Source organism: Paraburkholderia sp., assembly GCF_004298475.1.
Taxonomy (GTDB): Bacteria; Pseudomonadota; Gammaproteobacteria; order Burkholderiales; family Burkholderiaceae; genus Paraburkholderia; species Paraburkholderia denitrificans.
This window is the reverse complement of the sequence record NZ_SCRP01000022.1, coordinates 1-16,203: the sequence shown is the minus strand read 5'-3', so window position 1 is coordinate 16,203 and position 16,203 is coordinate 1. Positions and strand designations below refer to the sequence as shown.

14 protein-coding genes are annotated in these 16,203 nt (G+C 65.3%); 1 reads left to right on the top strand and 13 read right to left on the bottom strand.

All coding sequences use genetic code 11. The annotated features are described in order from the left end of the window. Positions 1-120: 120 nt before the first annotated feature. From EPN59_RS11295 to EPN59_RS11235, 13 genes are all read right to left on the bottom strand, one after another. Positions 121-1,500 (bottom strand): phospholipase D-like domain-containing protein, encoded by a 1,380-nt coding sequence (locus tag EPN59_RS11295; protein ID WP_293033350.1) that lies wholly within the window; start codon positions 1,498-1,500, stop codon positions 121-123. Further along, positions 1,500-1,976: a dihydroneopterin triphosphate diphosphatase gene (gene nudB, locus EPN59_RS11290; RefSeq protein WP_293033352.1), complete on the bottom strand. Its 477-nt coding sequence runs from the start codon at positions 1,974-1,976 to the stop codon at positions 1,500-1,502. Before nudB ends, EPN59_RS11295 begins: the two co-directional genes overlap by 1 nt. A 211-nt stretch (positions 1,977-2,187) precedes the next feature. After that, positions 2,188-3,993: an aspartate--tRNA ligase gene (aspS, locus tag EPN59_RS11285; protein WP_293033354.1), complete on the bottom strand. Its 1,806-nt coding sequence runs from the start codon at positions 3,991-3,993 to the stop codon at positions 2,188-2,190. Positions 3,994-4,072: 79 nt separating this feature from the next. Continuing rightward, positions 4,073-4,711 (bottom strand): DUF502 domain-containing protein, encoded by a 639-nt coding sequence (locus tag EPN59_RS11280; protein ID WP_293033356.1) that lies wholly within the window; start codon positions 4,709-4,711, stop codon positions 4,073-4,075. 77 nt (positions 4,712-4,788) lie between these two features. Then, complete coding sequence (locus EPN59_RS11275) at positions 4,789-5,184, bottom strand: zinc ribbon domain-containing protein (RefSeq protein WP_293033358.1); 396 nt, start codon at positions 5,182-5,184, stop codon at positions 4,789-4,791. A gap of 161 nt (positions 5,185-5,345) precedes the next feature. Then, positions 5,346-6,008 (bottom strand): methyltransferase domain-containing protein, encoded by a 663-nt coding sequence (locus EPN59_RS11270; protein WP_293046065.1) that lies wholly within the window; start codon positions 6,006-6,008, stop codon positions 5,346-5,348. A gap of 79 nt (positions 6,009-6,087) precedes the next feature. Then, a complete protein-coding gene (gene ubiB, locus EPN59_RS11265; RefSeq protein ID WP_293033362.1) occupies positions 6,088-7,665 on the bottom strand; it encodes a ubiquinone biosynthesis regulatory protein kinase UbiB in 1,578 nt (525 codons plus the stop codon). A 3-nt stretch (positions 7,666-7,668) separates the two neighbouring features. Then, positions 7,669-8,310 carry an SCP2 sterol-binding domain-containing protein gene (locus EPN59_RS11260; RefSeq protein WP_293033364.1) on the bottom strand — a complete coding sequence of 214 codons (642 nt, stop codon included), beginning with the start codon at positions 8,308-8,310 and terminating at the stop codon, positions 7,669-7,671. A 222-nt stretch (positions 8,311-8,532) separates the two neighbouring features. Continuing rightward, complete coding sequence (locus tag EPN59_RS11255) at positions 8,533-9,546, bottom strand: TIM44-like domain-containing protein (RefSeq protein WP_293033366.1); 1,014 nt, start codon at positions 9,544-9,546, stop codon at positions 8,533-8,535. Between the two features lie 36 nt (positions 9,547-9,582). Continuing rightward, entirely contained in the window at positions 9,583-10,314 is a 732-nt protein-coding gene (gene ubiE, locus EPN59_RS11250) for a bifunctional demethylmenaquinone methyltransferase/2-methoxy-6-polyprenyl-1,4-benzoquinol methylase UbiE (RefSeq protein WP_293033368.1), read from the bottom strand. 101 nt (positions 10,315-10,415) lie between these two features. Continuing rightward, complete coding sequence (locus EPN59_RS11245; protein ID WP_293033370.1) at positions 10,416-10,829, bottom strand: DUF971 domain-containing protein; 414 nt, start codon at positions 10,827-10,829, stop codon at positions 10,416-10,418. A gap of 81 nt (positions 10,830-10,910) precedes the next feature. Then, a complete protein-coding gene (locus EPN59_RS11240; protein ID WP_293033372.1) occupies positions 10,911-11,342 on the bottom strand; it encodes an HIT family protein in 432 nt (143 codons plus the stop codon). Between the two features lie 61 nt (positions 11,343-11,403). Then, positions 11,404-15,450, bottom strand: a complete 4,047-nt coding sequence (locus EPN59_RS11235) for an FAD/FMN-binding oxidoreductase (protein WP_293046062.1) — start codon at positions 15,448-15,450, stop codon at positions 11,404-11,406. Between the two features lie 549 nt (positions 15,451-15,999). On the opposite strand from EPN59_RS11235, the gene EPN59_RS11230 reads away from it, so the two are divergent. Then, the coding region (locus EPN59_RS11230) for a pyridoxal-phosphate dependent enzyme (protein WP_293033376.1) at positions 16,000-16,203 on the top strand (204 nt) is incomplete at its 3' end.

Below are 16,203 nucleotides of genomic sequence, written 5' to 3'. Positions count from 1 at the left end.
GCAAAGCACGCCGCGCACAAGCGCGGCTTCCATCGATTGCGCCCTTATCTCTTCGTATGGCAGACACGACGGGGGCGCCTGGGTTGGGCCGGGTTGCGCCTGGGTTGGGCCGGGTTGGACTTAATCGTAGCCGCCGATCGTCAGCAGCTTCATGACCGCGCGATAGGCCGAATAGGCGAGCCAGCTTACCGTCCGCTCAAGCACCGGGCGTGCCTCGTAGCGCGCGCGGTCGATCGGCCTGGCGTCGCTGAACGCCGCCAGAATCGCGTCGCGCAGTTGCTGGATCTGCGGATGCAGCACCATCACCACGTTGGCCTCGTTGTTGAGCACGAGGCTCAGCGCGTCGAGATTCGAGGAGCCCACGGTGGCCCACTTCGAATCCACGACCGCCACCTTGCCGTGCAGCATGGTCTTTTCGTATTCGGCGATGTGCACGCCCGCGGACAAGAGCGTGTGATAGAGGAACGGCACTGCGTAGTCGAGGAGTTTGAACTCCTTTCGCCCGATCAGGAGGCGCACGGTAATCCCGCGTCCGGCCGCTTCGACCAGCGAGCGCCGCAGCCGCCGCCCGGGCATGAAATACGGGTTGGCGAGCAGCACTTCGTCGCGCGCGGCGCCGATGGCGTCGAGATAGGCCCTTTCGATGGTGCGCCGGTTCACGACGTTGTCGCGCGCGACAAACGCCACGCACGGCACGCGCGCGGTGCGCGGATCGCGCACGCTCGCGCGCAGGCGCGCACGCAGCCGCTCGACAATGCGCGCCGCACGCCCGCGCGGCACGGCGCGCGCCAGCTCGCGCAGGGCGTCGTCAACGGGCCGCGCGCGGCGGCCCGTGCCGTGGCCGGTCGGATGCGGCGAGAGCAAGCCCGCGCTCGCAGGCACGCCGGGAAACGGCTGCACCGCGGCCGAGCGCGGCACCGGCGGCCGGTAGCCGAGTTGAATGCGGCTCCACTGGAATTCGAACACCTCGCGTACGTCGACCACCACGGGGCCACTCAACTCGACGGCAAAATCCCAACGGACGAACGGCAGCGTCCTGCCGTCCTGTTCGAGATCGTCGATGACGTTGATGCCGCCGCAATACGCGTACTGATCGTCGATGACGGCGAGCTTGCGGTGCGTGCGAGAAAAGCCGAAGCGGCCGAAGATGTGCGGGTTGTAGACGCGATGTTCGACACCGGCTGTGGGCCAGCCGTCGAAGAGCGCCGTGTGCGGGCTGCCGATGCCGTCGGTAATCACGCGCACGCGCACGCCGCGCGCTGCGGCGCGCACGAGCGCCGCCGAAACGGCGCTGCCCATGCCGTCGTCGCGAAAGATATAGGTTTCGAGCGCGACGTCGCGCGTGGCCGCGTCGATGCGCTCGATCATCGCGCCAAAGAGCGCCGCGCCCGAGCCGAACAGGCGCACGTCATTGCCGCTCGTGAAGCGATAGCGAGTCCGGTAGCGCCGGCCGAGCAGCAGTTCGTGCAGCCGGACAGCGCGCCGCGGATCGATATCCATCACACGCGCGCTCCGCGCAGCCGGTCGGGCAATTGCAGGATCGCCTCGCGGTTGGACGACGAGAAGCACTTCGCGGCCGCCTCTTCGTACGGCAGCCAGAGATACGCAATGTGCTCGCGCGGCGCGAGCGTGACGGGCGTGCCGTGCGGCACTTCGAGGCTGAACCAGTGTTCGGTGTTGCGGGTGACGCCGCTTGCGTAGCGATACCGCCAGACCGGATAGATCTCGTATTCGATCGTATGGCGCCAGTCGACAAGCGCGGCGTGCGGCACGCCGCGCGAACCGACGACGATGCCGGTTTCCTCGCCCACCTCGCGCACGGCGGTTTCGGCGAGCGGCTCGTCGAGGCGGTCTTTCGAGCCCGTCACCGACTGCCAGAAACCCGGCCGGTCGGCGCGTTCGATGATCAGCACTTCGAGCTGCGGCGTATGAATGACGACGAGTACGGATTCCGGAATCTTCGGCGGCTTCTGCATGGTGACGGAGCGTGGGCGGCCTCTCGCGGCACGCTTCGTCACTCGCGCGGGCCTGACAGAGAAAACGCAAAGAGAAAATATAAGGAGAAAATGTAACGCAAAAAGCAAAAAAGGCGCTCGATGCGCCTTTCCTGCGTTGCGTTTGCGTTGCGTTTGCGTTGTTCCGTACGGCGCCCCGGCCCGCGGGGCCCGCCGCACCGACTGCGCGTCCTTACTGTGCAGCCTTCTGCTCGGGCTGACGCAGACGGATGTGGAGTTCGCGCAGCTGGCGCTCGTCCACCGGGCTCGGCGCCTGCGTGAGCAGACACTGGGCGCGTTGCGTCTTCGGGAACGCGATCACGTCGCGGATCGAATCGGCGCCGGCCATCATCGTGACGATGCGGTCGAGGCCGAACGCGATGCCGCCGTGCGGCGGCGCGCCGTACTGCAGCGCGTCGAGCAGGAAGCCGAACTTCGCCCGCGCTTCCTCCGGACCGATCTTCAGCGCGCGGAACACCTTGCTCTGCACTTCTTCCTGATAGATACGCACCGAGCCGCCGCCGATTTCCCAGCCGTTCAGCACCATGTCGTAGGCCTTCGCGAGGCAGCGGCCCGGATCCGATTCGAGGTATTCCAGGTGCTCGTCCTTCGGGCTCGTGAACGGGTGATGCGCGGCCACGTGGCGGTTCTCTTCCTCGTCGTACTCGAACATCGGGAAGTCGATGACCCACAGCGGACGCCAGCCGCTCTCGACGAGACCGTTGGCCTTGCCGAATTCCGAGTGGCCGATCTTCAGGCGCAGCGCGCCCAGGCTGTCGTTCACGACCTTCGCGCGGTCGGCCGCGAAGAAGATGATGTCGCCGTCCTGCGCGCCGGTGCGCTCGAGGATCGCGGCAATCGCGGCGTCGTGCAGGTTCTTGACGATCGGGCTTTGCAGGCCGTCACGGCCCTTCGCCACTTCGTTGACCTTGATCCACGCGAGACCCTTCGCGCCGTAGATGCGCACGAATTCCGTGTAGCCGTCGATATCGCCGCGCGAGAGTTCGCCGCCCTTCGGCACGCGCAGCGCCGCGACGCGGCCGTCCTTCGTGTTGGCCGGTGCGCTGAACACCTTGAAGTCGACGTCCTTCATGGCGTCGGTCAGTTCGGTGAATTCGAGCTTCACGCGCAGGTCCGGCTTGTCCGAACCGAAACGGCTCATGGCTTCCGAGTACTGCATGACCGTGAACTTCGCATCGAGTTCGACGCCGATGGTCTCGCGGAACACGTGACGCGCCATGTCTTCGAACAGGTCGCGGATTTCCTGCTCGCCGAGGAACGACGTTTCGCAGTCGATCTGCGTGAATTCGGGCTGACGGTCGGCGCGCAGGTCTTCGTCGCGGAAGCACTTGACGATCTGGTAGTAGCGATCGAAGTTCGCCACCATCAGCAGTTGCTTGAAAAGCTGCGGCGATTGCGGGAGTGCGAAGAACTGGCCGGCGTTCACGCGCGAGGGCACGAGGTAGTCGCGCGCGCCTTCCGGCGTGCTCTTCGTGAGCATCGGCGTTTCGATGTCGATGAAGCCGAGCGCGTCGAGATACTTGCGCACGGCCATCGTCACGCGATAGCGCAGGCGCAGGTTGTGCTGCATCTGCGGACGGCGCAGGTCGAGCACGCGATGCGTGAGGCGCGTGGTTTCGGAGAGGTTGTCGTCGTCGAGCTGGAACGGCGGCGTAACCGACGCGTTCAGCACCACGAGTTCGTGGCACAGCACTTCGATCTTGCCGCTCGTGAGGTTCGCGTTGACCGTGCCTTCCGGACGGTTGCGCACGACACCCGTGATGCGCACGCAGAATTCGTTGCGCACGCCTTCAGCCACCTTGAACATCTCTGCGCGGTCCGGGTCGCAGACAACCTGAACGAGGCCCTCGCGATCACGCAGATCGATGAAGATGACGCCGCCATGGTCGCGGCGGCGATGCACCCATCCGCACAGCGAAACAGTTTGACCCAGGAACTGCTCGGTCACCAGACCGCAATATTCAGATCTCATCGACATGATGTTCGTCTTTCGTTATGCATGAATAATTTGAACGGGCGAGCCGGGCGCGGTCATGAGCCGCGCCCGGCGCCCGGTATTACAGCGGAGGATCGATGGGACGGCGCACAGGCGCTGCCGGGGCGACGACGCCCATCGAAACAATATACTTGAGCGCCGCATCGACGCTCATATCCAGCTCGATCACCTCGCTTTTCGGCACCATCAGGAAAAAACCCGAGGTGGGATTCGGCGTGGTGGGAACGTAGACGCTGACGTGCGGCTCCCGCAGATGATTCACCACGTCGCCGCCCGGCACGCCGGTGAGAAAAGCGATCGTCCACGAGCCGCGGCGCGGGTATTCGATCAGCAGCGCCTTGCGAAACGCGTTGCCGTTACTTGAGAGCAACGTATCGGAGACCTGCTGGACGCTGCTGTACAGCGGCCCGACGAGCGGAATGCGGCGCACGAGCGCGTTCCACCACGAGACGAGCTTCTGGCCGATGAAGTTGTGCGTCAGAAGGCCGACCGCGAAGATGAACGCGAGCGTGAGGATCGCGCCAATGCCCGGCAGACGCAGGCCGAAAAGCCGCACGGGCCGCCACGCTTCGGGCAGCAGCAGCAACGTCTCATCCATCGTGCCGATGATCAGTTTCAGCACCCATAGCGTGATGGCGAGCGGAACCAGCACCAGGAGGCCAGTCAGAAATACGGATTTGAGCGTCGCTTTCTTCGTCATCGTCTACACCGCCATGCGAGCCGCGCCGCGTCAGCACAGCGTACGTGCGGCCCGGCGTGTAACCGGGCCGCGGATTCTCAGGTGGTTCCCGCCGTGCTGGCCGTCGCGCTTGTGTTCGTGCTCGTGCCTGTTCCCGAAGCTGCGCTGGTGCTTGCGCCCGTGCTTGTGCCCGACCCTGCCGGTGCCGCAGCGCTCTCGCCAGCCGGCTTGCCGCCCCCGGACGACGCCTCAGACTCGCCCGCCGCCTTCGCGCCGGTTGCAGCCGCGCTCGTACCGTTGCCGTTACTACTGCCGCCACGGAAATCGGTCACGTACCAGCCCGAGCCCTTCAGCTGGAAGCCAGCCGCGGTCACCTGCTTGCGGAACGTTTCGGCACCGCAATTCGTGCATTGGGTGAGGGGCGCATCGCTGAGCTTTTGCAGCACGTCCTTCTCGAAGCCGCACGATTCGCAGCGATAAGCGTAGATCGGCATGATCTCTATCCCGGTGAAAATCTGACAAATGCCTGCAAAGCCTTGAATTATAGCCGCAATCGATCGCCCGCCCTGGCTTTTGCCGGGAGGGGGCCGGTCGTGACCAATTCGTGGCCAATTCGCGGCCAATTTCTGACAGTTTGGGGCGGACCGAGCGCCGATCAAGTGGCCGGCGTGACAGTTTCGACGCGCTCGTCGTTGCGACGCCAGGTCATCCAGCGCTCGCGGCCCTCGAACACCGGCAGCGAGCGGACCGCAGGCTGCTCGTCGAGCAAGGTGAAATACGGCGAGAGCAGCGCGTCGAGTTGATCGCGCCGCATCGGGAACGGAGGCCCTTTCTGCGGCTCGCCGATGAAAAAGTAACCCGCGAGCAGCGCGCCGGGCTTCAGCAACGTGGCCATGCGCTGCGCGTAACGCGGATAGTACGCGGGCGGAAGCGCACACAGGAACGCGCGCTCGAAGATCCATCCGGGTGCGAACGGCGGCTCGTAGGTGAAGAAGTCGGCCTGCTCGACCACCGCCGCGTGCTCACCGAGCGCCGCACGCGCACTCGCGACCGCAGCCGGGGCGAAGTCGATGGCGCGCACCGTACGGCCGTGCCCGGCAAGCCAGCCTGCTTCCCACGCGTTGCCGCAGCCGGGAATCAGCACGGCTGCAGCGGGGTGAGCCGCGGCGAACGCTTCGAATTGCGGCTGGACGCCCGCCTGGTCCCACGGCGTGAAGCCGCGGCTGAAGCGCTCGTCCCAGAACGATGCGAGCCCGGGATCGCGCGTATCGAATTCGGGCACACCTTGGGACTGCGTGGGGCGAACCGGTTCGTTCATGCTCGATCTCCTTCTGCTCTGTGCCTGTTGGTGCCTGTTGTTGCCTGGTCGGTGCCTGTCCGGTGCAAGTTGCGAAGACTCAACCGCCCGCGGCAAGTGCAATCCACACGCGCGCCACCACCATGCCCACGCCCACCGCAATGCCGAACACCAGCGCGCCTTGCAGCAGCCGGTTCGTGCGGCGTTGTTCGGCGAGCAGGGCGCGCAGCGTTTCCTCGTCGGCGAGATGGGCGGCGCCCTCGCGGTGCTGAAGCGCCTGATGGACGAGGCGCGGCAACTGCGGCAGCGTCTTGCTCCATTGCGGCGCTTCGATCTTGAAGCGCTCGTACCAGCCGCGCAGACCGATCTGCTCGGTCATCCAGCGTTCGAGATACGGCTTCGCCGTCTTCCAGAGATCGAGCTCCGGATCGAGCGAGCGCCCCAGCCCCTCGACGTTCAGCATGGTCTTTTGCAGCAGCACGAGCTGCGGCTGGATTTCGACGTTGAAACGGCGCGAAGTCTGGAAAAGCCGCAGCAGCACCTGGCCGAGCGAGATGTCCTTCAGCGCGCGGTCGAAGTACGGCTCGCACACGGCGCGGATCGCGCTCTCCAGCTCCTCGACGCGCGTCGTGGGCGGCACCCAGCCCGACTCGATGTGCAGCGTGGCGACCCGGTGATAGTCGCGCTTGAAGAACGCGAGGAAGTTCTGGGCGAGGTAATTCTTGTCGAAGTCGGAAAGCGCGCCGACGATACCGAAGTCGAGCGCAATGTAGCGCCCGAAGTGCGCCGGATCGAGGCTCACCTGGATGTTGCCGGGGTGCATGTCGGCATGGAAAAAGCCGTCGCGGAACACCTGCGTGAAGAAAATCTCGACGCCCTCGCGCGCGAGTTTCGGAATATCGACGCCCGCCGCACGCAACTGATCCACGCGGCTGATCGGCACGCCGACCATGCGCTCCATCACGAGCACGCTGGACGTGCTGAATTCCCAGTACATTTCCGGCACGAGCAGCAGGTCGAGGCCCGCGAAGTTGCGGCGCAACTGGCTCGCGTTGGCGGCCTCGCGCATGAGGTCGAGCTCGTCGTGCAGGTACTTGTCGAATTCGGCGACCACTTCGCGCGGCTTCAGGCGCTTGCCGTCCGCCCACAGCCGCTCGGCCCACATGGCGAGGTCGCGCAGCAGCGCGAGATCGGAATCGATCACGGGGCGCATGTTCGGCCGCAGGACCTTCACCGCAACCGGCTTGCCCGCGTGCTGCCCCGATTTCACCTTCGCGAAGTGCACCTGGGCAATCGACGCGCTCGCCACGGGCACGCGCTCGAACTCGTCGAAAAGCGAATCCACGGGCGCACCGAGCGCTTTCTCGATCAGGCCGATGGCCACCGCCGAGTCGAACGGCGGCACCTGGTCCTGCAATCGCGCGAGTTCGCTGGAGATGTCGGGTGGCAGCAGATCGCTGCGCGTGGAGAGCACCTGGCCGAACTTCACGAAGATCGGGCCGAGGCTTTCCAGCGCGAGACGCAGCCGCACGCCGGGCGGCTGGTTGAAACGGCGGCCGATGGTGGTGATGCGCAACAGCAGCCGCACGCGCCGGTCGTTGATCCGGCTCAGCATCACCTCATCGAGACCGAACCGGATAATCGTGAAGAAAATCTTCAGAAAACGCAGGAAACGCATGTTCTAGTGGCCTGTGGTCGGGCGCGTGCCGCGCAGCAGCGTGGACGCGCCGGCAACCGTTTTTTGTTCGAGGCGCTCGATGCGTTTCTCCACGCGCGCGAGCGCATCGCGCGCGCGGGAGAGTTCGACGTTCAAGCCATCCAGCTCGACGCGCCGCACAAGTTGCGGGTTTTCGTCGAGCAGATATTCCGTAACCGAGCCGAGCACGTTGCGGCTGGTGCGCCACGCCTGGTCGCGCGCCGTACGCGCGAGCGAGGCGATGCGCGATGCGCCCGCGTCGCCGATCAGCTTCGCGAGATCCTCCTCGGGCTCCCAGCGCAGATGCTCCGCAAGCTTGCCGATGACCTGCGCGAACTCCGCATCGCCCTCGATCTTGACGTGCTTCATCACCGAAGCCTGGCCGCCCTGCACGAACGACGTGAACGCGGAAGCCGGCAGCGAAAGCGCGACGTCCGCGTGCTGCGCGTCGTGTTCATCCACGGCGGCGAGATAGCCCTCCGGCTGGACGAGCAGCGTAAGCACGACGGGCGGACACGACAGGCGCGCCGTCTTGCCCGCATAAGGCGCAAGGCGGTCGCGGGCCCACGATTCGCGGGCGAGCAGGTGATTGACGGCGGCGGTGAAGGGCTTGGCGGCGAAGGTCATCGGACATGAAATAAGAAAAACCGCGCGGGCAAAAGCTCGCGCGGGTTCCTATTGTAGCGTTCGTGCGGTCCGATCGCGGTACGCGCCGGCCTGGCCGGACGGCTAACGTGGCGTCCTGTCACCGTGCCGCGACGGCGTCATGATGAAAATCATGAAGAAGGACGACAGGACGCGCAGTCTGAAGCGCGGCCCGGTGCCGCGCCCGGTGAAACCTGGTGCGCTTCAGTGAGATTCGGTCTGCTGGATACCGGCGAGCAGCCAGCCCTCGCCCGTCAGGCGCGACTTCGAGAGATTCCATATCTCCGCGAACGGCTCGGCAGCAACGCCCGGCGTCTCGCGAATCAAGCCGGAAAAGCGCACGCTCGCGAGATATTCGTCGCCGCGCTCGGTCACATCGAGCAGATCCGCGTTGAGCTGCACGACGTCGGTCTGGTTCGACTGCGTACCACGGTCGGCGAGATCCACGCGGATCTCCGCGAACATCTCGGGCGTCGTGAACTCGCGGATGTCGTCCAGATTGGACGCATCCCACGCGGCCTGCAGACGCACGAAATGGACCTTGGCATTACGCAGGAACCCCTCGGTGTCGAAGCCTGCGGGGATCGACGGCGCGGCGCCGATCTGCGGCGTCGTGAGCGGATTCGCCTCGGGTGCGAGGTATTGGCCGGTCGGCGGCGCGGTGAAGCGCGGCTCCGACGGGAAGCGGCCCGACGCATTCGGCCCGCCTTGCAAACCACCCTGAGACATCAGCCCGCCGCCGGTCTGCCAGGCGGGCTGGGCCGCGCGGCGGCGGTTCATGAATTTGCGGATCAGCCAGATGGCGACGAATGCGATCAGCGCGATGATGATGACGTTGGCCATCGCACCCGCGAACGCTTCACCAAGGCCGAAGTGAGAAAGGAGCGCGGCGATGCCGAGGCCGGCGGCGAGGCCCGCGATCGGCCCTAACCAGCGGTTGCGCGCCGGAGCGGCGGGCGCGGGCGTGGCGGGCTGGGCGCGCTGCGCCTGGCCGGGCTGCTGCGCGGGGCTCGACTGCGCAGGCGGCGTGGTCGTGCTGCGCTGCGTGGCCACCGGCGATTGCTTGCCGAGGCTGCGGCCACCGCCCATGCGCCGGGCTTCGGCGTCGAACGACGCGAACGAGCTGCCAACCAGCACGCCAATCACGGCCAGGGTTCCGATCCGTCTGGCCCACCACGATGAAAGCTTTTTGGAAGCAGTGATTCGGGGCTCAGACATATCGAAATTTCCTTTAAAAACAGTTAACTATGGACGCTAATATTTTGTAGCGACGTGCAAGGCTACCACGCCAGCTGACAAATTGTAATATTTGACGGCGTCCAGGCCGACTTGTTCCATCATTGTTTTCAAAGTTTCCTGGTCCGGGTGCATACGGATCGATTCCGCGAGATAGCGATAGCTTTCGGAATCTTTGGCAAAACGCTCGCCGAGCCACGGCAGCACCTTGAACGAATAGACGTCGTAGGCTTTCTTGAGCGGCTCCCACACCTTCGAGAACTCCAGCACGAGCACGCGGCCGCCCGGCTTGAGCACGCGGCGCATCTCGCCGAGCGCGGCGTCCTTGTGGGTCATGTTGCGCAGCCCGAAAGCCACGGTCACCACGTCGAAGTAGTTGTCCGGAAAGGGAATTTTCTCCGCGTCGCAGAGCAGTGCGGGCGTGACGACGCCGCGGTCGAGCAGCCGGTCGCGGCCCACGCGCAGCATCGATTCGTTGATGTCGGTGTGCCAGACTTCGCCTTTCGGCCCCGCTTTCTTCGCGAACGCCATCGACAGATCGCCGGTCCCGCCCGCAATGTCGAGCACCTTCGCGCCCGGCCGCACGTTGGCCTGCGCGATCGTGAAAGCCTTCCACGCGCGGTGCAAGCCACCCGACATCAGGTCGTTCATCAGGTCGTAGTTCGAGGCAACCGAGTGGAACACGCCGGCCACCTTCTTCGCCTTGTCCTGTTCGTCGACTGTCTGATAGCCGAAGTGGGTTTTGCTCATCGCGGTCTTCCTTTCGCAGGGGGTCTTGTCTTCAGTTGTATTCAGAGTCGTCGCCGCGGCATGCTCGCGGCGGCGACGGGGCAGGATCGTAACAGGAAGCGTCAGTGGCAGTGGCCATGTGCGGCAGGTGGCGGCGCCATTGGCGCATCGCGATCAACCCCCGCGGCCTTCAGCTTCGCGAAATAGTCGGCCCACAGTTCGTCCTGGCGCGTGGCCAGTTCGTAAAGCTGATCCCAGGAATAGATGCCGCTGTTGTGGCCGTCCGAGAAGGTCGGCTGCAACGCGTAATGGCCGACGGCCTCGAGCGCCGTAATGGCGACTTCGCGCTTGCCCGTCTGCAGCGTCTCCTGGCCCGGCCCGTGGCCGCGCACCTCAGCAGAGGGCGAATACACGCGCATCAGCTCGAACGGGATGCGGTAGCTCGCGCCGTTCGCGTATTGCAGTTCCAGCACGCGCGAAACGGCGTGCACCACGACGCCGGTCGGCACCGGCGTATCGTTTTTCAGTCCACTCATGATCGTCCTCGGGCTCCCGCCCGCTCAGCGAGATTGCCCTGCCGCCTCCGGTCAGGGCCTCCTCGGTTCAGGGCCTGTTTATCAGGCCAGCGCCTGCTGCATTTCCTGGCGCACGGCGTCGCGCAGCAGCGTGGCATGCGCACGGCGCTGGCCGAGCATCGCCTCGGAAACCGTGCGCTGGCGCGGCGCCCACACCGGCAGCGGGAAGTGCGCATCGTTCGTGAAGCGCGGAATCACGTGCCAGTGCACGTGCGGCACCTGGTTGCCGAGGCTCGCCAGGTTCACCTTCGACGGTTGCATAACGCGGCGCAGCGCCCGCTCGACGGCATAGACGGCGCGCATAAGGTGTTCCCGGTCCGGCACGCCGAGATCCGAGAATTCGGCGACGTGCGCGTTCCAGATCACGCGGCAAAAACCCGGGTAGTCGGCCTCCGACGTCGCCAGCACGACGCGCATCCGCTCGTCCTGCCACAGCACGTCGCCGCCCTCCTCACTGCAGAATATGCATCCCATCGTTGCCCCCGAACCGGTTCACGGAATCGTTAAAACTTCGCGCAATCGTTGCGCGCCGCCATTAAACCAGCACGCGCTCGATTCCGCCATTGTTTGCCTTCTGAACGTAGTCCGCCATCCAGTTTTCGCCAAGCAGGTGCCGGGCCATTTCGATCACGATGTAATCGGCGTCGATATCGGCGTCCTCGTTGTACCGCAAGAGCCCCTGCAGGCAGGCCGGGCAGCTCGTGAGGATCTTCACGTCCACGTCCGTGCCCACTCCGCCCGCCTCTTTCGGCGTGGCCGGCTGCACGCCGTTCGCGCCGACCCCGACGAGCGGGATGCCGCGCAACTTCGCCGCACCCCGGCGAATTTCTTCTTCCTTGCGAAAACGCACCTGGGTCGACACGTCCGGGCGCGCCACGGCCAGCGTGCCGGATTCGCCGCAGCAACGCTCGTTCTTTTCGATCTTGTAGCCGTCGTGATCGCTGCCCATCAGTTCGTTGACGAGCTTCACCGCATCGACGTTCTTGATCGGCGTGTGGCACGGGTCGTGGTACATGTAGCGCGTACCCTTCACGCCTTCGAGCTTGATGCCCTTTTCGAGCAGGAACTCGTGGATGTCGATGATGCGGCAGCCCGGGAAGATCTTCTCGAATTCGTAGCCGGCGAGCTGGTCGTAGCACGTCCCGCACGACACCACCACGGTCTTGATGTCGAGGTAGTTCAGCGTATTCGCGACGCGGTGGAACAGCACGCGGTTATCGGTGACGATCTTCTCCGCCTTGTCGTACTGGCCCGAGCCGCGCTGCGGATAGCCGCAGCACAGATAGCCCGGCGGCAGCACGGTCTGCACGCCCGCCTCCCACAGCATCGCCTGCGTCGCGAGCCCGACCTGCGAGAAGAGGCGCTCGGAGCCGCAGCCCGGGAAGTAGAACACCGCTTCCGAATCGACGCTCGTCGTCTTCGGATTGCGGATGATCGGCACGATCTTGTTGTCTTCGATGTCGAGCAGCGCGCGCGCGGTCTTCTTCGGCAGGTTGCCCGGCATCTTCTTGTTGACGAAGTGGATCACCTGCTCGACCACCGGCGGCTTGCCCGTGGACGACGGCGGGTGCGCCGTCTGCTTCTTCGCGACCTTCTTGAACAGTTCGTTGCCGAAGCGCTGCGCCTTGTAGCCCACGCCCATCATCGCGGTGCGCACGAGGTTGATGGTCTGCGGATTGGTGGCGTTGAGGAAGAACATGCCCGCCGCGCTGCCCGGGTTGAACTTCTTCTTGCCCATCTTGCGCAGCAGGTTGCGCATGTTCATCGTGACGTCGCCGAAGTCGATCTTGACCGGGCACGGCGTCACGCACTTGTGGCAGACCGTGCAGTGGTCGGCGACGTCGTTGAACTCGTCCCAGTGCTTGATCGACACGCCGCGGCGCGTCTGCTCTTCGTACAGGAACGCCTCGATCAGAAGCGAGGTCGCGAGGATCTTGTTGCGCGGGCTGTAGAGCAGGTTGGCGCGCGGCACGTGGGTCGCGCACACCGGCTTGCACTTGCCGCAGCGCAGGCAGTCCTTCACCGATTCGGCAATCGCGCCGATATCGGACTGCTGCATGATCAGCGATTCGTAACCCATGAGGCCGAACGACGGCGTATAGGCGTTGCGCAGATCGGCGCCTTCGAGCAGCTTGCCCGCGTTGAAATGGCCCTGCGGATCGACGCGCTGCTTGTAGGCGCGGAATTCGGCGATCTCGTCGTCCGTGAGGAATTCGAGCTTCGTGATGCCGATGCCGTGCTCGCCCGAGATCACGCCGTCGAGCGAACGCGCGAGCTTCATGATGCGCGCGACCGCCGCGTGGGCGTCCTGCAGCATCTCGTAGTTGTCGGAGTTGACCGGGATGTTCGTGTGAACGTTGCCGTCGCCCGCGTGCATGTGCAGTGCGACGAACACGCGTGCGCGCAGCACCTTCTTGTGGATCGCCTGGGCTTCGTCGAGGATCGCCTTGAACGCGCCGCCGTTGAAGATCTGGCGCAGTTCCGCGCGGATCTCCTGCTTCCACGACACGCGCACCGTGCGGTCCTGCGTGACGTGGAACACGGTCGCGCCCGGCTGCGCGTCGACGCGGTCGGCGAATTTTTCCGCCAGCGCCTCGTAGCCGAGCTGCACGAGCGAATGCTGCGCCTCGGCGAGCGGCAAATCGAGCTGGTCGCGCAGGAACTCCCAGCGCGCGCGCACGCGCTTGAGCAACTCGATTGCTTGCTGCACGCGGTCTTCGAGCAGCTCGGCGCTCGGGATTTCGCTCGCGTCGTCGCTCTTGCTGAGCGGCAGGTTGCCGGCCTTGAAGAACGCTTCGAGTGCATCGAGCAGCTGCAGCTTGTTCTTGATCGACAGTTCGATGTTGATGCGCTCGATGCCGTCCGTGTACTCGCCCATGCGATTGAGCGGGATCACGACGTCTTCGTTGATCTTGAACGCGTTCGTATGCTTCGCGATGGCGGCCGTGCGGCTGCGGTCGAGCCAGAAGCGCTTGCGCGCCTCGGCCGAGATCGCGACGAAGCCCTCGCCGCTCTTGCCGTTGGCCATGCGCACGACTTCGGAGGTCGCCGTGGCGACGGCATCGGCGTCGTCGCCGACGATGTCGCCGATCAGCACCATCTTCGGGAACGCGTTGCGCTTGCTCTTGGTCGCATAGCCGACCGCGCGCAGATAGCGCTCGTCGAGATGTTCGAGGCCCGCAAGAATCGCGCCGCCGCGCTTTGCGGTTTCGAACAGGTAGTCCTTGATTTCGACGATGCTCGGAATCGCCTCGCGCGCCTGGCCGAAGAATTCGAGGCAGACCGTGCGCGTATGCGCGGGCATCTTGTGCAGCACCCAGCGCGCGGACGTGATGAGGCCGTCGCAGCCTTCCTTCTGCACGCCGGGCAGGCCCGAGAGGAATTTGTCGGTAACGTCCTTGCCGAGACCCTCCTTGCGGAACCGCTTGCCCTCGATGTCGAGCCATTCGGTGCGCAAGAGCTTCTCGCCCGGCGCGCGCTCGCCGTCGAACCACTTCAGTTCGAAGCGCGCGAGCGCGACGTCGTGAATCTTGCCGAGGTTGTGGTCGAGGCGCGTGACTTCGAGCCAGTTGCCTTCGGGATCGACCATGCGCCACCAGGCGAGGTTGTCGAGCGCCGTGCCCCACAGCACGGCTTTCTTGCCGCCCGCGTTCATCGCGATGTTGCCGCCGATGCACGAAGCGTCGATCGACGTGGGGTCGACCGCGAACACGAAGCCCGCGGCTTCGGCGGCCTCGGTCACGCGGCGCGTGACGACGCCCGCGCCCGAAAAGATCGTCGGCACCTGGCGCTCGACGCCCGGCAGATCGGTCATTTCGACTGCGCCAAGCTGTTCGAGCTTTTCGGTGTTGATGACGGCCGAGAACGGCGTGAGCGGCACCGCGCCGCCCGTGTAACCCGTGCCGCCCCCACGCGGAATCACCGTGAGACCGAGCTCGAAACAGGCCTTCACGAGCGCGGCAATCTCGGCTTCGGTGTCGGGCGTGAGCACGACGAACGGATATTCGACGCGCCAGTCGGTCGCGTCCGTGACGTGCGAAACGCGCGAGAGGCCGTCGAAGCGGATGTTGTCCTTCTGCGTGCAGCGGCGCAGCACCTTCGTCGCGCGGCGGCGCAGTTCGGCCATTTCTCCGAATTCGCCGGCGAACGCGTCGATCGCGCGGCGCGCGGCGGTAATCAGCGTTTCGACGCGCGCGGCGCGATCCATGCCCGCGTTGTCGCCGTGCTCGCTCAGGTCGGCGCGGCGGCGCTTCTCGATTTCGGCGAGACGGTGATTCAGCGCCTCGATCAGGAGCGCGCGGCGCTTCGGGTTGTCGAGCAGGTCGTCCTGCAGATACGGATTGCGGCGCACGACCCAGATGTCGCCGAGCACTTCGTAGAGCATGCGCGCCGAGCGGCCGGTGCGGCGCTCCGAGCGCAGTTCGGCGAGGGCGCTCCAGGCCTCCTCGCCGAGCAGGCGGATGACGATTTCCCGATCGGAGAAGGACGTGTAGTTATACGGAATCTCGCGCAGGCGCGGTTCGACGTCGGCAGTCACCGTAGCGGCGGCGCCGTGAGGATCGAAAACTTGAGGTGCGTTCATGGTTGGACGACTCTTTGGGTCAGTACCGAGCAAACGGCTCGCTGGCCGTCCGGCCGATGCGGACTGGGCGCGTGGGGCGCTATTCTGAAATCTTGTCCGCCTGTGGCTGGTTGCGGACCTGGGGGTGGGGAAGATGGGCGGCGGCAGCACTCACGCCGACGGTTCCCCGGCGCTCAGACTCCGCGACACGATCGTGCGTGGCGGACATGCCTCTGCGCCGCGGGGCGGGTCTCGCGCCGTGCGGGCACCAAGTGGGCGGTCCGAGGTTGCCAGTGCATCTTCCGATCCTGCTTGTCAAAAACGGATTTTAACGCATGATCCGCACCTGCGCTGACGCTGCGCGGTGCGCGTAAGGACATACGGAAGACATATGCAGGACATACAAGTTTCACTTTCGCCCGACGCCGGTTCGCGCACCTGCCCCAGCGCGGCGGCCCGCGCCGCTTCCTTACCTCGCTTCCCCCGCTTCTGTTCGTGCTGTCAGCGCGTGGGCCGTTGGCGCTATCATTGATTCTTTTCCCGTCATCTCCCGCTTAAGCGCCCGCCCGCATGGCCACCCACGACGACTATCTGAAGAAAATCCTCACCGCCCGCGTCTACGACGTGGCCCGCGAGACCGAGCTGGAGCGCGCCCCGAACCTCTCGGCGCGCCTGTCCAACCGCGTGTTCCTCAAGCGCGAGGACAACCAGCCGGTGTTCTCCTTCAAGCTGCGCGGCGCCTACAACAAGATGGCGCACCTCACGCCCGCCCAG